The organism is Streptomyces sp. NPDC045022, from assembly GCF_056432605.1.
The window spans coordinates 171,596-185,686 of sequence record NZ_JBWKIR010000006.1 but is presented as its reverse complement, the minus strand read 5'-3'; the positions used below and the strand labels follow the sequence as shown (position 1 = coordinate 185,686).

12 protein-coding genes and 1 pseudogene are annotated in these 14,091 nt (G+C 72.5%); 4 read left to right on the top strand and 9 right to left on the bottom strand.

The features are described from left to right. Window positions 1-71: 71 nt before the first annotated feature. A complete protein-coding gene (locus tag AC07C1_RS13845; RefSeq protein ID WP_478938885.1) occupies window positions 72-1,136 on the bottom strand; it encodes a YihY/virulence factor BrkB family protein in 1,065 nt (354 codons plus the stop codon). 28 nt (window positions 1,137-1,164) lie between these two features. After that, a complete protein-coding gene (locus tag AC07C1_RS13840) occupies window positions 1,165-1,299 on the bottom strand; it encodes a hypothetical protein (RefSeq protein WP_478938884.1) in 135 nt (44 codons plus the stop codon). On the opposite strand from AC07C1_RS13840, the gene AC07C1_RS13835 reads away from it, so the two are divergent. Further along, on the top strand, window positions 1,298-1,888 hold the full coding sequence (locus AC07C1_RS13835; RefSeq protein ID WP_478938883.1) for a YdeI/OmpD-associated family protein: 591 nt from the start codon (window positions 1,298-1,300) through the stop codon (window positions 1,886-1,888). The genes AC07C1_RS13840 and AC07C1_RS13835 overlap by 2 nt on opposite strands. 155 nt (window positions 1,889-2,043) lie before the next feature. On the opposite strand, the gene AC07C1_RS13830 is transcribed toward AC07C1_RS13835, so the two are convergent. The 3 genes from AC07C1_RS13830 to AC07C1_RS13820 all read right to left on the bottom strand — a co-directional run bounded on the left by AC07C1_RS13830 (window position 2,044) and on the right by AC07C1_RS13820 (window position 7,166). Continuing rightward, on the bottom strand, window positions 2,044-4,539 hold the full coding sequence (locus AC07C1_RS13830) for an ATP-dependent Clp protease ATP-binding subunit (protein ID WP_478938882.1): 2,496 nt from the start codon (window positions 4,537-4,539) through the stop codon (window positions 2,044-2,046). Window positions 4,540-4,634: 95 nt separating this feature from the next. After that, the gene (locus tag AC07C1_RS13825) at window positions 4,635-5,516 is read right to left on the bottom strand and encodes a YegS/Rv2252/BmrU family lipid kinase (protein WP_478938881.1); all 882 of its coding nucleotides are present in this window, start codon (window positions 5,514-5,516) and stop codon (window positions 4,635-4,637) included. A 57-nt stretch (window positions 5,517-5,573) separates the two neighbouring features. Beyond that, entirely contained in the window at window positions 5,574-7,166 is a 1,593-nt protein-coding gene (locus tag AC07C1_RS13820) for an FAD-binding oxidoreductase (protein ID WP_478938880.1), read from the bottom strand. Window positions 7,167-7,285: 119 nt separating this feature from the next. Between AC07C1_RS13820 and AC07C1_RS13815 the strand changes: the two genes are divergently transcribed. The 3 genes and pseudogenes from AC07C1_RS13815 to AC07C1_RS13805 form a co-directional block, all read left to right on the top strand. Further along, a complete protein-coding gene (locus AC07C1_RS13815; RefSeq protein WP_478938879.1) occupies window positions 7,286-7,885 on the top strand; it encodes a TetR/AcrR family transcriptional regulator in 600 nt (199 codons plus the stop codon). Then, complete coding sequence (locus tag AC07C1_RS13810) at window positions 7,882-9,465, top strand: glycerol-3-phosphate dehydrogenase/oxidase (RefSeq protein ID WP_478938878.1); 1,584 nt, start codon at window positions 7,882-7,884, stop codon at window positions 9,463-9,465. The genes AC07C1_RS13815 and AC07C1_RS13810 overlap by 4 nt, the downstream gene beginning before the upstream one ends. A 56-nt stretch (window positions 9,466-9,521) precedes the next feature. Next, window positions 9,522-9,956, top strand: a pseudogene (locus tag AC07C1_RS13805) (Type 1 glutamine amidotransferase-like domain-containing protein); the annotation flags it as partial. A 7-nt stretch (window positions 9,957-9,963) separates the two neighbouring features. On the opposite strand, the gene AC07C1_RS13800 reads toward AC07C1_RS13805, so the two are convergent. The 4 genes from AC07C1_RS13800 to AC07C1_RS13785 all read right to left on the bottom strand — a co-directional run bounded on the left by AC07C1_RS13800 (window position 9,964) and on the right by AC07C1_RS13785 (window position 14,091). Further along, entirely contained in the window at window positions 9,964-11,415 is a 1,452-nt protein-coding gene (locus AC07C1_RS13800; RefSeq protein ID WP_478938877.1) for a WGR domain-containing protein, read from the bottom strand. 180 nt (window positions 11,416-11,595) lie between these two features. Next, on the bottom strand, window positions 11,596-12,285 hold the full coding sequence (locus tag AC07C1_RS13795) for a DUF6882 domain-containing protein (RefSeq protein WP_478938876.1): 690 nt from the start codon (window positions 12,283-12,285) through the stop codon (window positions 11,596-11,598). A 108-nt stretch (window positions 12,286-12,393) separates the two neighbouring features. After that, entirely contained in the window at window positions 12,394-13,359 is a 966-nt protein-coding gene (locus AC07C1_RS13790; protein ID WP_478938875.1) for a threo-3-hydroxy-L-aspartate ammonia-lyase, read from the bottom strand. A 66-nt stretch (window positions 13,360-13,425) separates the two neighbouring features. Continuing rightward, window positions 13,426-14,091 (bottom strand): helix-turn-helix transcriptional regulator, encoded by a 666-nt coding sequence (locus AC07C1_RS13785; protein WP_478939028.1) that lies wholly within the window; start codon window positions 14,089-14,091, stop codon window positions 13,426-13,428.

The following is a 14,091-nucleotide window of genomic DNA, read 5'->3' as shown; positions in this document are numbered from 1 at the left end:
CGCCGGCCGGCAGGCCCGGCGCGCCCCGCGCATCCTGGCAGCGCCCGTCGCCCGGCGGACGCGCAGGGGAGTCACATCCCGTCCACCCGGCGTACGTCCTCCTCGTCCCACTTCCGGGTGTCGCGCGGCTGGGTGTAGGGCTCGGCCTCGGGCGGATACCCGCCGGCGATGGCCCGTTGACGCACGGCCTCCGCGTCGAACTCCAGGCCCAGCAGGACGGCGAGGTTGGTGATCCACAGCCAGACCAGGAAGACGATGACGCCGGCCATGGTGCCGTAGGTCTCGTTGTAGGAGGCGAAGTGCGCGACGTAGAACGCGAAGCCCCCGGAGGCGATCATCCAGATCAGCAGGGCGAGGACGCTGCCCGGGGTGATCCATGGGAAGCCCTTGACCTTGGCGTTCGGGGTGGCCCAGTACAGGATCGCGATCATCACCGTGACCAGGAGGACCAGGACCGGCCACTTCGCGATCGACCACGCGGTCAGCGCCGTGTCACCGATCCCGAGGATCTGTCCGGCGCGGCGGGCCAGGGCGCCGGTGAACACCACGATGAGCGCGCTGGCCACGGCAAGCACCATCAGCACCACGGTGACGCCGACGCGCACGGGGAGGATCTTCCACACCGGGCGGCCCTCCGGCATGTCGTAGACGGCGTTGGCGGCCCGGATGAAGGCGGCCACGTATCCGGACGCCGACCACAGCGCCAGCACGATGCCGACCACGGCCATGAGGGAGCCGACGCCCGCGCCGTCCCGCAGCTGCTCCACCGCCCGGGTGACGATGTCCCGCGCGGAGCCGGGTGCCAGGTGCCGGAAATCGGCCAGTACCTTGTCGGTGGTCGACCGGCCGGCCAGCGCCAGCATGGAGACCAGCACCAGCAGCGCCGGGAACAGGGACAGCACCCCGTAGTAGGTGAGCGCCGCGGCCCGGTCGGTCAGTTCGTCGTCCTGGAACTCGCGCAGCGAGCCCTTGAACGCCGCGACCCACGCCCGCGCGGGGAGCTTCGTGGGGGTGTCCGGTGCCGCCTGCTCGACCTCCGGGTCGGGTCCGACCTCGTCGGGGGCGGGCACATGCGGCGCCGGATCCGCGTCGCCGCCCTGATGCTCTTCACGCCCTGGAAGGTGCAGTCTCGCCATAGTGGCCGGGTTACCCGGCCGCATCGCCTCAAGCCCCCGAAGCGTCGTCGAGGAAGGCGTGCCACAGCTCTCGCGGGACGCCTTCTGGCCGGCCCACACGGGTGTGCGCCCCGGCGGCCTGCTTGTTGACCGGCTCACGGGGCTGGGCTTTCATGAGGGCCATGTCCGAGGGATCAGGGAAAGCGGCGGAGCCGGTGCTCTCCTTCGCCACGCAGGACGCGTGGGAGACGTGGCTGGAGGAGAACCACGGGGACGTCCCGGGCGTCTGGTTCAGGATTGCCAGGAAAGGCTCCGGACTCGAAGGCGTCGACTACGCGACGGCGCTGGAGTCGGCGCTCTGCTACGGCTGGATCGACGGGCAGAAGAAGAAGCTGGACGAGCGGCACTGGCTGCAGCGCTTCACCCCGCGACGGCGGGGCAGCAAGTGGTCGAAGGTGAACCGGGAGAAGGCCACCGCTCTGATCGAGCAGGGCCGGATGCGGCCCGCCGGTCTGCGCGAAGTGGAGAAGGCCAAGGCGGACGGCCGCTGGGAAGCGGCGTACTCGGCGCAGAGCAAGGCGACGGTGCCCGGCGATCTCCAGGCGGCCCTCGACGGGGCACCGGCGGCCCGCGACTTCTTCGCCACCCTGGACAGCCGCAACCGGTACGCGATCCTTTACCGGGTCGAGGACGCCAAGAAGCCGGAGACGCGGGCGGCCCGCATCGCGAGGTTCGTCGCCATGCTCGCCGAACGGAAGAAGCTCCATCCCTGATCCGTGCCACGGCCCGCTGCCGGCGCGGTGGGTCGGCCTCGGGTGCGGCGAAGCTGGTGCCCGCGGCGACGACGCTGCCTGCGGCGAGGGCGGCCGTGGCAGTACCTCGTGACGTACAACCTCCGCGGTACGCGAGGCCGTTCGGCGGCTCCCGCTCAGTTCTCCGTCCGACTGTTCTTCCGTACCAGGCAGTGCAGTGAGTCGTCCCGCACGTCGGCGACGATCGTGTCTCCGGCGTCGGCCTCGCCGCTGAGCAGCAGGGTGGCGATGCGGTTGTCGAGTTCCGCCTGGATGGTGCGGCGCAGCGGGCGGGCACCGAACTCGGGCTGGTGGCCATGCGCGATGAGAAGCTTCTTGGCGGCTTCCGTCACCTCGAGCGTGATGCCCTGGGCGTGCACCCGGCGCTTGCTCCGGTCCAGCAGGTGTTCGACGATCTGCCCCAGGTCGTCCTCGGTCAGGCCGTGGAAGACGATGATGTCGTCGATGCGGTTGAGGAACTCCGGCAGGAACCGGGACCGCAGGTCTTCCATCAACGCGTCCTTGAGTTCGGACACATCGCCCTTGTGGTCGAGGATGCGGTGCGCGCCGATGTTGGACGTCATGATGATGACGCAGTGTCGGAAGTCGACGGTGCGGCCCTGGGCGTCGGTGAGACGGCCGTCGTCGAGGATCTGCAGCAGCGTGTTGAAGATGTCGGGGTGGGCCTTCTCCACCTCGTCGAACAGCACCACGCTGTAGGGCTGACGGCGCACCTTCCCGGTGAGCTGGCCCGCTTCCTCGTAGCCGACGTATCCGGGCGGGGCACCGACGAGGCGGGCGACGGTGTGCTTCTCCTGGAACTCGCTCATGTCGAAGCGGATCATGCGGTCCTCGTCGCCGAACAGGAGGGCGGCGAGGGTCTTGGCGAGTTCGGTCTTGCCGACGCCGGTGGGACCGAGGAAGAGGAACGAGCCCACGGGCCGGTTCGGGTCGCCCATGCCCGCTCGGTTGCGGCGCACGGCCTGCGAGACCGCGGTGACCGCCTCGTTCTGGCCGACGATCCGGGCGTGCATCTCCTCTTCGAGCTTGAGGAGCTTCTCCTTCTCACTGGCGGTGAGCTGGGAGACCGGGATACCCGTGCGGCGGGAGACGATGTCCGCGATGTCGGCGGCCGTGACGGAGACGACGCCCTCGCGCCGCTCCTCGATTCCGGCGAGTTCGCCTTCCACCTGGGAGATCTCCCCCTTCAGCTCCGAGGCCTTCTCGAAGTCCTCGGCGGCGACGGCCTGGTCGAGTTCCCGGCGGAGCTGGGCGATACGGTCCTCCCGGCTGACCACCTCGGCGGAGCGGCCGACGCCGCGCAGACGCACCCGGGCACCCGCCTGGTCCATCACGTCGATCGCCTTGTCGGGCAGGAACCGGTCGGTGACATACCGGTCGGACAGTTCGACGGCGGCCGCCAACGCCGCGTCGTCGAAGCGGACTTGGTGGTGCGCCTCGTAGGCGTCGCGCAGGCCTTCCAGGATCTGCACCGCCTCCTCGACGGTGGGCTCCGGGACCATCACGGGCTGGAACCGGCGTTCCAGTGCGGCGTCCTTCTCGATGTACTTGCGGTATTCGTCGATGGTCGTGGCCCCCACGACATGCAGCTCACCGCGCGCGAGTGCGGGCTTGAGCATGTTGCCCGCGTCCATGGCACCCTCGCCTGTCGCCCCGGCCCCGACGACCGTGTGCAGTTCGTCGATGAACAGGACGATCTCGCCGCCGGCCGCCTGGACGTCCTCGATGACCTGCTTCAGCCGTTCCTCGAACTGTCCCCGGTACTGCGCGCCGGCCACCATCCCCGACAGGTCCAGGGCGACGACCCGCTTGTCCTTCAGGCTCTCGGGGACCTCGCCCGCCACGATGCGCTGGGCCAGTCCCTCGACGACGGCGGTCTTCCCGACTCCGGGTTCGCCGATGAGCACAGGGTTGTTCTTGGTGCGCCGGGACAGGATCTCGACGGTCTGCTCGATCTCCTCGGCCCGCCCGACCACCGGGTCGAGCCTGCCGGCCTTCGCTTGCTCGGTCAGGTCCCGGCCGAACTCGTCCAGGGCCGTGGCCGGCTTCTTCCGTTCGGTGGCCGGCCCCTCGGTGCGGGGCGCCTGTTCGGTGAGGCCCGCGAGCCGCTGCGTGTCCAGGCCGTCGGAGCGCAGCAGCCGGGCGGCGCCCGTGTCGCTGTCGCCCAGCAGGGCGCTCAGGATGTGCTCGGGGCCGATGTAGGACACGCCGGAGGCCTGCGACCGGGCGTAGGCGGCACCGAGGGTGCGCTTGGCCGCCGGGGTGAGGCCGGGCTGGGCGGAGGGCTCACCGGCCCCGCGCGGAAGGACCTTGTCGATCCGGGAGGCGAGGCTGTCGGGGTCGACGCCCACCTGGCTGAGCAGCCTGCGCGACGGTGCGACCTGCGTGGCCGCCCAGAGCAGGTGTTCGGTGTCGAGGTCGGAGGCCGCCTCCTCGACGGCCCGTTGCGCGGCCAGATTGAGCAGTCGGTGCGAGGACTCCGTCAGCAGCCGTCCGATGGGCACACGCTGCACCGCGGGGGGCGAGGACGCCGGGGACATGCCGAAGAAGCGGTTGAACAGTTCACTGAACGGATCCGGGGAACCGAACGGTGCACCGAACGACATCGACATGGCAGCTCCTGGTGCGCAGGGGGCGCGAGGGGTCCGTAATCACTGAACCCCTGCGCGGAGTGCCTCGCAAGCCGACGTCTGCCGCCTCGGTCCGGTCAGTACAGCATGGGCAGGTCTCCGGGCCGCACCCGCACCGTCACCGGCAAGGTGGCCTCCACCTCGCCGTCGGCACCGTAGGGGACCGCCCGGCTCGCCTCGACGCGGATTTCCTTGCCGCGCAGGACGCGCACCTCGGGGCGGTGGATGTGGGCGCCGGTCCTGAGTTCGTTCATGAGCACGAAGAAGAGCCGGCGCGGCGCCTCGCGGATCATGACGATGTCGAGCAGTCCGTCGTCGACCCGTGCGCCGGGGGCGATGAGCCGTCCGGAGCCGTAGTAGGGGGAGTTGGCGGCGACGACGGTGTAGCCGCGGTGGCTGTGCTCCTCGCCGTCGACGGTGACGCGGTAGTCGGCGGGGCGCCAGCTGGTGACGGCGCGCAGGCCGCCCGCGTAGTAGGAGGCGGCGCCGCGCAGCAACCGGGCGTTGTTGGCGTGCCGGTTGGCCAGCGCGTCGACCCCGGCGTAGACGCTGCCGAGGACCACCGTGCGCCGGTGCACGGCCGACTCCACCTCGATGGTGTCGACCGCCCTGGGTTCGGCGTGCAGCAGGATGCGGGCGAGTGCGGCGGGGTCGGCGGGCAGGTCCAGCGCGCGGGCGAAGTCGTTGCCGCGTCCGGCGGGTACCAGGCCCAGGACCGTCCCGGTGCCGCTGAGCGCGCCGCCGATGCCGCCGGCGATTCCGTCGCCGCCGACGGCCAGGACGATCCTGCCGCGCTCACCGGCCCGGACGGCGATGTCCTGGGCGTGGGTGAGGCTGCGGCTGTACTCCGTCTCCAGCTCGGCCCCGGCTTCGCGGAGCAGACGGGCCAGGTGGAGCAGGGTTGCCGCCCCGGTGGAGCCGCCGGCGGTGGGGTTGACGACGGCGGTGAACTGTCGCATCGGTGTGCCTCCGAGGCAGGCGGATCTGGTGGGGCCGGTCCGGGTGGATCCGGTGGGTCAGTCGGTGGGCAGCAGGACGCCGGGGTTGAGCATGCCCTCGGGGTCCAGGCGGCGCTTGACGGCGCGCAGGGCGGAGATGCCGAGCGGGCCGGCTTCCCGGACGTACCAGTCGCGGTGGTCGGTACCGACCCCGTGGTGGTGGGAGATGGTGCCGCCGGCCGCCAGCACGGCCTCGTTGGCCGCCTGCTTGGCGGGGGCCCAGTGGGCCACCGGGTCCTCGCCCTGGGCGCTGACGACGGTGAAGTACAGCGAGGCGCCGTTCTCGTACACATGGGAGATGTGGCACATCACCAGGGGCGGGGTGCCGGCCCGGGTGAGGGTGTCGGTGAGCGCGGTACGGAGCGCCGTGTACAGGTCGGGGATGCGGGACCAGAAGGCCGCCGTCTCCAGGGTCTCGGCGAAGGCGCCCGCGTCGAGCAGGGCGTCGCGCAGGTACGGCGCGGAGTAGCGGCCGTGGGCCCAGCGCTCGCCGGGTTCGGCTCCGACGAGGGTGCCGCCGCAGGCCGTCAGGACGGCAGCCGCCTGCACGCGGCGCTGTGCGGTGTCCTCGGCGGTGCCCTCGTAGCCGGTGATCGCCAGGCATCCGGCGTCACGCTGTGCCAGGTCGCCGCCGATCGCCTCGGGTTGGGCCAGGCCGATCAGCGTCTCGGTCTCGTCGGACAGGCGCAGCACGGTCGGCCGGGGCCCGTCCTGGGCGAGCCTGCGCAGTGCGGCGGCTCCCTCCTCGAACGAGGTGAACCGCCAGCCCTCGTAGACGCGCGCCTGCGGCACCGGGCGGATCCGTACGGTGACGGAGGTGATGACGCCGAAGGCGCCCTCCGAGCCGAGGATCAGCTGGCGCAGGTCGGGACCTGCGGCGGAGCGGGGGGCGCGGCCGGTCTCGATGGTGCCCTCGGGGGTGGCGAGGGTCAGGCCGAGCACCATCTCGTCGAAGCGGCCGTATCCGGCCGAGGCCTGCCCGCTGGAGCGGGCGGCGGCGAAGCCTCCGATGGTGGCCCATTCGAAGGACTGCGGGAAGTGGCCGAGGGTGAAGCCGTGTTCGGCGAGCAGGGCTTCGGCCTGGGGGGCGCGCAGGCCGGGCTGGAGGACGGCGGTGCGCGAGACGGGGTCCAGGTCGAGCAGCTCGTTCATGCGGCGCAGGTCCAGGGCGACGAACGCGCTGCGCTGGGGGGCGAGTCCGCCCACGACCGATGTTCCGCCGCCGAAGGGGACGACGGCCAGGCCGTGTGCGGCGCAGGCCCGCAGCACGGCGAGGACGTCGTCGTGCGAGGCGGGCAGGACCACGGCCTGGGGGACGTCCGTGAAGTCGCCGGCGCGGATGCGCAGCAGGTCGGGGGTGGACTTGCCGCGGGTGTGCCGGATGCGGCTGTCCCCGTCGGTGCGGACGTGCTCCTCGCCGCCGACGGCCTCGGCGAGTGCCGTCAGCGCGGCGCGCTCGGCCGTGGTGGCGGGCAGCCGGATGTCCTCGAGGGCGAGCGCGGGTGCGCTGCGTGGCTTGACGCCGAGCAGGTCGCGCAGCAGTCCTGTCACCGTGTCGGGCAGCGGTGCCGCCTTGGCCGGGTCGCCCCAGCCGTTCCACAGCATGTCCATTGAACGGTCGTCCTCACAGGTCGGTGTGCTCGGTTCGCGCGGCGGCTCCGCGGCCGTACCCCGGGCGACGGCGGCGGTCTGCGGCTTCCGCCCCGCCCCGGCGCGTTACACTGTTACACATGACGCCTATTCGTCACAACGGTTCGGACAGCGATCATGTGCTCGACGCGGTACGCGACTGCGTCCTGGCCGTCGGGGTCCGGCGCACGACCCTCGCCGACGTGGCCCGCCGCGCCGGCGTCTCCCGGATGACGCTGTACCGGCGCTGGCCCGACCTGCGGACCCTGGTGGGCGACCTGATGACCCGCGAGTGGATCGACGTGGCCACCCGCGCGATCCCCGAGCCCGCCACCGGCACCCGTACGCGCGCCCGGATCGTGGACGGGCTGGTGGCGGGGGTGGAGGCGTTCCGGGCGCACCCGCTCTTCCGGAAGATCGTCGACGTCGACCCGGAACTGCTGCTCCCCTATGTCCTCGACCGGCGCGGTGCGAGCCAGGAGGCGCTGCTGGCGCTGCTGGCCGACGCCCTGCGCGAGGGCCACGCGGACGGCTCCGTACGCCCCGGTCACGCCGAACGGCAGGCCCGCGCCCTGCTGCTGACCGTGCAGTCCTTCACCCTGTCCCTGCGCACGATGACCGACGAGGACGACCCGGAGCTCGACTCCGCCGCCTTCCTCGGCGAGTTGCGCACCCTCCTGGAGAGGACCCTGACGCCATGAGCCACACCGAGGCCGTACCCGGCTCGTCCCTCAGCGCACCCCGGCGTACCCGGGAACTGACCGGGGCGGCGGACGGCAGGGTCGCCGACGTCCTGGTCGTCGGGCTCGGCGCCACAGGGGCCGGGGCCGCCCTGGACGCGGCCGCCCGCGGACTGGACGTCGTCGCGGTGGACGCCCACGACCTGGCCTTCGGCACCTCCCGGTGGAGTTCGAAGCTCATCCACGGCGGGCTGCGGTATCTCGCCTCCGCGCAGTTCGACGTGGCACACGAGAGCGCGGTCGAGCGCGGGGTGCTGATGACCCGTACGGCCCCGCACCTCGTGGCCGCGCAGCCGTTCGTGCTGCCGCTGACACCGCTGGTGTCCAGGGCACAGGGCTCGCTGGCGTGGGCCGGGTTCCGGGCCGGGGACATGCTGCGGCTGGCGGCCCGGACACCCCGGCAGGTCCTGCCCGCCCCGCGCCGGCTTTCCGCCACGGAGGCGCGTCATCTGGCGCCGGCGGTGCGCGCGGACGGACTGCGGGGCGGACTGCTGTCCTGGGACGGCAAGGTGACCGACGACGCGCGTCTGGTCACCGCCCTGGCCCGGACGGCCGCCGCGCACGGCGCCAGGGTGCTGACCAGGGTCAGGGTGCTGGAGCTGACCGGGACCGGCGCCCGGATCCGCGACGAACTCACCGGCGAGGAAGGCGAGATCAGGGCCCGTGCCGTGATCAACGCCACCGGGGTGTGGGCGGGCGCCCTGGTCGACGGCATCCGGATACGGCCCTCCCGCGGCACCCATCTGGTCCTGCGTTCGGAACGGCTCGGCGCCCTGCCCGCCGGCCTGCACATCCCGATCCCCGGCGAGACCAACCGCTTCGTCCTGGTGCTGCCGCAGGGTGACGGGCGGGTCTACGTCGGCCTCACCGACGAGCCGGTCGAGGGCGGGATACCCGACGTGCCGGAGGTTCCGGAGACCGACATCGGCTTCCTGCTCGACGTGCTGGGTTCGGTCCTGGACGCGCCCGTGGCCCGGGACGAGGTCGTCGGCGCCTTCGCCGGGCTGCGCCCGCTGCTGGACATGTCCGGGCACGAGGGCCGCGAGGGGGCGCCCGCCCGTACCTCCGACATCTCCCGCCGGCATGCGGTGCTGACCTCGCCCGAGGGTGTCACCACGGTGGTCGGCGGCAAGCTGACCACCTACCGGCGGATGGCGCAGGACGCCGTGGACGCCGCGGCCGAGGCCCGGGGCCTGCGCGCCGCCCCCTCCCCCACCGCCGCGCTGCCGTTGGTCGGTGCCGCCGCCCCCGGGCGGCTGCGCGCCCTGCCCGCACCCGACCGCCTGATCCGCCGCTACGGCACCGAGGCCATGGCGGTCCACGCGCTCGCGGCGCAGGACCCCGCCCTCGCCGAGCCGGTGCTGCCGGGCCGGCCGGTCACCCGGGCCGAACTCCTGTGGGCGGTCCTGCACGAGGGCGCCCTCGACGAGTCGGACCTGCTGGACCGGCGCACCCGCATCGGTCTGGTCCCGCAGGACCGCACCGAGGCGCTCACGACCGCGCGGGAGGTACTGGGGCGGACGGCGGCCGCGCGGCCCTGACGCACGGCCGGCACACCGGCTCGGCCCTGGTTCGATTGCGGCGGGAGTGCCCGCTCGGCAACACCGCGAACCTGCTGGCGGTGTGGCGGGCACACGGAGTGGATCGGGTGCTGTGCGAGGCCTACGGCAACGGAACGTTGCTGTGCGGGATCAGCGCCGGTGCCAACTGCTGGGCCGAGGCCTCCCACACCGACTCCTTCGGGCCGCTGACGTTCCTCCGGGACGGGCTCGGCCTGCTGCCGGGTTCGGTGTGCCCGCACTACGACAGCGAGCCGGGCCGCCGCCCCTCCTACCGGCAGGCCGTCGCCGACGGCACGCTGCCCGCCGGCTGGGCCGTGGAGGACGGTGTGGGTGTCCTCTTCGCGGACGGGCGCCTGACGGAGGCCGTGGCACGCCGGGCGGAGGCCCGTCTGTACCGGGTGGAGCCGGCCGGGGAAGGCGACGCGGCCGAGCGGGCGATGCCGTGCCGCCTGCCGCCCGGGGCCGTCTGATGTCGCGTCACAGCAGGCGCCGGATGTCGCCGCGGACCCGGTAGAAGCCGCCCGCCGCCGGGTGCAGCGCGTCCACGACGTAGCGCGCGCCGGGCTGCCGTATCGCGCGCGGGAACTGGACGTTCCAGGAGGACTCGTAGCCCTCGCTCAGCACGTGCACCCGCAGCCGGCCGGACTCCTGGACGCACTCGACCACGACCGCTCCGGCCGGAGCCCGGGTCACGGTGGCCACCGCTTCCACGGCCGTGGCGGGCGCGTAGGCCGGCAGGGCGGCGGCGAGCTTGACGTCCCGGACGACCGGCACCGTGCCCTGCTGGGCCGCTGCGATGGCCGCCTCGCTCGCGTCCACGCACACCAGCGAGCCGTCCGTGGTCACCAGGTACAGGCGCTCGTCGCGGTACTGCATCGACAGCGCCGAGCCACCGCCCGTGCCGAGCTTCCACAGCCGCGTACCGTCCCGGTCGAAGCAGTACACGGACGAGGCCGCGTCCCCGGCGAAGACGAACCGCCCGCCGGGCGAGGTGGCGCACGAGTACACGGCGCTGTCGCAGGCGTACGTCGCCTCCACAGCGCCGGTCGCCTTCGACAGCCGCTGGACCACGCGGTGCGCGGTGCCCGCGTACACGGCGTCGTCCTCCTGCCAGCCGAAGAGGACACCGCCCCGGGTGGGCGTGTGCCACAACTCGCCGCCGCCGTCCGGGGCGTAGGCGGTGACGCCGCTGTGGTGGCCGTGGTAGACGGCCCGGTCGTCGGCACGGACCATCCAGGCGTGCTCGCCCCGGCCGCGGCGGGCCCACTGGTGTTCGTCCTCGTGGTCGATGACGGTGAGCCGGCCGTCGCGGTCCGAGACGTTCAGGATGCCCTCGTGGATGTCGAGCCAGAAGATGTCGACGTCGGCGGCGATGTCGTAGGCGGCGAACGGCAGCTTGGAGGAGAGGTCGTAGACCTTGCCGTCGTCGCAGCCCGCGTAGATCCAGAAGTCGTCGGCGACCAGGCACTTCACGCCGTCCGGAAGGCTGAACCGGGCCAGGACGGCGCCTTCGTGGTCCAGGGTGTAGACGTCACCGGCCTGGTTGCCCACCCAGCAATGGTCGTCGTCGACATGGATGCCGAACGCGGCGGAGCCGGTGCGGAACCGCCACAGCACGGGTGCCACGGCTCGCGCGGTGGACGGGGCGGAGCTGACCTGACGCCGGGTCACCGCCCGCGGGGGGCGCTGTCCCCGGACGGCCGGGGCGTAGCCCTTGCGGACCTTCTCTCCCACCTTCTTCGCGGCGGCGGCCTGCGCCTTCTGCACGGTCGGGAACGTCGTCGTCTGTGTCTGCCCGGCGGCACCGATCCGCCCGTATCGCACCGTCACCACCTGGCCGTCGACGACGACCTCGTAGAACTTGTGGGCGCCGGCACCCTCCTGCGACAGCTCCAGATACGTCGTCGACACCGTGGACGCCGTGGACATGGCAGACCCCTCCCCCAGGACGGACCCGCGGCCGTTCCGGCGGGCCCTCACTGCTTGAACCGTAAGGGGGGCCACTGACAACGACCCGTGCCGAGAAGCCGGTGCCGTGTCACCCACGGCACCGGATCGACGGTCCGGGGACGGCGGCGCGCAGGGCGCGCCGCCCCGGCACCGCGGGCGTCAGGGCAGCACCTTCACCCCGACGTTCGCGATCCGTCCGGCCGCGTCGAAGTCGACCTCGGCCGTGCTGCCGCCGGGCAGGTCGGCGATGATCCGGCCGGCCTCGGCACGCTGGGGCAGGCCGTGGTGGTCGAAGTAGCCGCCTACGACGTGCCGGGCGGAGTGGCCGATCAGTCCCGCTCCGGTGAGCAGCGTCCGAGGCAGGGCGACCGGGTCCAGGACCGCGCGCGGGACCTGTGGGTCGTCGGGGAGGAAGTAGACCTGTGTGCCGCCTCCGGCGGGAACGCCGATGTACCCGGGCGCTCCGGCCACTCCCATGCCGGTGAAGGCGAGCATCTCCGCCGCGCGGCGGGGGTCGCTGAAACGGGACAGGTTCAGGATCTCCTCGCCCAGTTCGGCGATCCCGTGCGTCCGCCCGTACCGCTCGAGGGCGCCGGTCAGGGCCACGGCCTCGGTGCCCCGCAGGTCCGGGTTCGCCCACCCCCACATCCAGGACTGCTCGGCCATGTCGTACGTACCCAGTACGGCGACCCGCAGCTCCAACTCCCCCTGCCGGTAGACGCAGGCGGAGAGATCGGCACTCCACGGCCCCTCGGGCAGGAAGCCGGTCAGCACCTCGAGCTGCGCCGCGCCCCAGGCGGCATGCCGTTCGGCCGCCAGCAGGAACGCGTCGCTGAATTCACTGATCATGTCGCCGACCTTATGGGGCGGCTCCGCTCACTCCCCGGGCAGGGTCGCGTGCCGTTGCCCGCGGCGCTCGCCCCCGACGGTTGTCGTGCTGCCCGGCGTTACGGCCGGTCAGCCGCTCACGAGCCGGGTGAACCGCTGGGTGTCGATGTTGCCGCCGGAGGCGATGACGCCGATGCGGGGCGGCAGGTCGAGGTGGCCCGCCAGAAGCGCAGCGAGGCTCGTGGCGCCGCTCGGTTCGAGGACGATCTTCAGCCGTTCGAAGGCGAAGCGCATGGCGCTGATGATCTCGGCGTCGCTGACGAGGGTGATGGCGTCCACGAGGCGCTGGTTGATGGCGAAGGTGATCTCACCGGGGGTGGGCAGTGCCTGGCCGTCGGCGACCGTGCGTGGCACCGGCACGGTGACGCGCGCACCGCTTTCCAGGGAGCGCTTGGTGTCGTCACCCGCTTCGGGCTCCACGCCGATGACCCGCGTCCCGGGATGCAGCGCCTTGGCCGTGATGGCGCTGCCCGCGATGAGACCACCGCCGCCCACGGGTACGACGAGAGCGTCGAGCGGGCCGGTCTCCTCGAGGAGTTCGAGGGCGGCGGTGCCCTGGCCGGCGATGACGTGGGGGTGGTCGTAGGGCGGGATGAGGGCCAGCCCGCGGTCCGCGGCCAGCGCCTCACCAAGCGCGGTGCGGTCCTGGGTGTAGCGGTCGTAGGTGACGATCTCGGCGCCGTACCCGGCCGTGGCCTCCCTCTTGGAGCGTGGGGCGTCCTCGGGCATCAGGATGACGGCGCTGGTGCCCAGCTCCCGGGCGGCCAGGGCGGTGGCCTGGGCGTGGTTGCCGGAGGAGTAGGCGGCGATGCCCTTGGCCAGTTGTTCCGGGGAGAGCTGGGCGGCGGCGTTGTAGGCGCCGCGGATCTTGAAGGCGCCGACGCGCTGGAAGTTCTCGCACTTGATGAACACCTGGGAGCCGACAAGGGCGTTCAGGGTGCGGGAGGTGAGGACGGGGGTGCGGTGGGCGACGCCTTCGAGGCGGACGGCGGCCTGACGGACGTCGTCGAAGGTCACGGGCGGGTCGGCGGCCATGGCGGTGTCCTCTTTCGGCGGTGTCGAGATGCGGTGGGGTCCAGGTGCGTGGGGTCTCTCGCTGCGTCACTTCGCGTAGTTGTAGACCGTCGCCCGGGAGACACCGAGCAGATCCGCGATGGTCTGTGCCGCGTCCCGTGAGTCGAAGTAGCCGTCCCGGTGGAGCTGCCGTACGAGCGCCTTCTTGTCCTCGCGGCTCAGCGAACGGGGGGTGGCGGCGCGCCGGGCGGACAGTTCCTCCACCGCCTGGCGCAGCTCGCGGGCGCCGCGGTCCCGCAGCGTCTCGAGGGGCTGGTCCCGGTGCCCGCTCTCCGTGGCCACGAGGTTCGACAGTGCGAGCGTCACGGCGGACAGCACGGAGACGTCGAGGTTCAGGCAGAGCGCCGCGATGTATTCCCCGGCCGCGTTCTTGATGCCGATGGACGTGCTCTTCGCCGGGCGGCCGTCGGGGAATCGGTTGGGGTAGTTCTGGATGACACCGGGGTACTCGGGGTCGGCGATCCGCGCCAGTCCCAACTCGGTGGCGCCGTCGCCGATCTGACGGCCCGACAGATTGTTCTCGATCGCCCGGATCGCCTGCTCCGGATGCCGGAGGTCGTGCAGCACGACTTCGCACAGGCCCGGGAACATGCGGCCGAGTGCGACAGCGATCTTCTCGGCTTCCCGAACGAGGTGCTCGTCCGCGTCCACGCAAGCGGCGTCACCGTGCCGGCCCTGCCGTGCGTCGGCCAC

Bases quoted from the DNA above. Each gene is read 5' to 3' on its own strand.
- AC07C1_RS13845 (WP_478938885.1), bottom strand. From the start codon at position 1,136: ATGGCGAGACTGCACCTTCCAGGGCGTGAAGAGCATCAGGGCGGCGAC.
- AC07C1_RS13835 (WP_478938883.1), top strand. From the start codon at position 1,298: ATGTCCGAGGGATCAGGGAAAGCGGCGGAGCCGGTGCTCTCCTTCGCC.
- AC07C1_RS13840 (WP_478938884.1), bottom strand. From the start codon at position 1,299: ATGGCCCTCATGAAAGCCCAGCCCCGTGAGCCGGTCAACAAGCAGGCC.
- AC07C1_RS13830 (WP_478938882.1), bottom strand. From the start codon at position 4,539: ATGTCGATGTCGTTCGGTGCACCGTTCGGTTCCCCGGATCCGTTCAGT.
- AC07C1_RS13825 (WP_478938881.1), bottom strand. From the start codon at position 5,516: ATGCGACAGTTCACCGCCGTCGTCAACCCCACCGCCGGCGGCTCCACC.
- AC07C1_RS13820 (WP_478938880.1), bottom strand. From the start codon at position 7,166: ATGGACATGCTGTGGAACGGCTGGGGCGACCCGGCCAAGGCGGCACCG.
- AC07C1_RS13815 (WP_478938879.1), top strand. From the start codon at position 7,286: ATGACGCCTATTCGTCACAACGGTTCGGACAGCGATCATGTGCTCGAC.
- AC07C1_RS13810 (WP_478938878.1), top strand. From the start codon at position 7,882: ATGAGCCACACCGAGGCCGTACCCGGCTCGTCCCTCAGCGCACCCCGG.
- AC07C1_RS13800 (WP_478938877.1), bottom strand. From the start codon at position 11,415: ATGTCCACGGCGTCCACGGTGTCGACGACGTATCTGGAGCTGTCGCAG.
- AC07C1_RS13795 (WP_478938876.1), bottom strand. From the start codon at position 12,285: ATGATCAGTGAATTCAGCGACGCGTTCCTGCTGGCGGCCGAACGGCAT.
- AC07C1_RS13790 (WP_478938875.1), bottom strand. From the start codon at position 13,359: ATGGCCGCCGACCCGCCCGTGACCTTCGACGACGTCCGTCAGGCCGCC.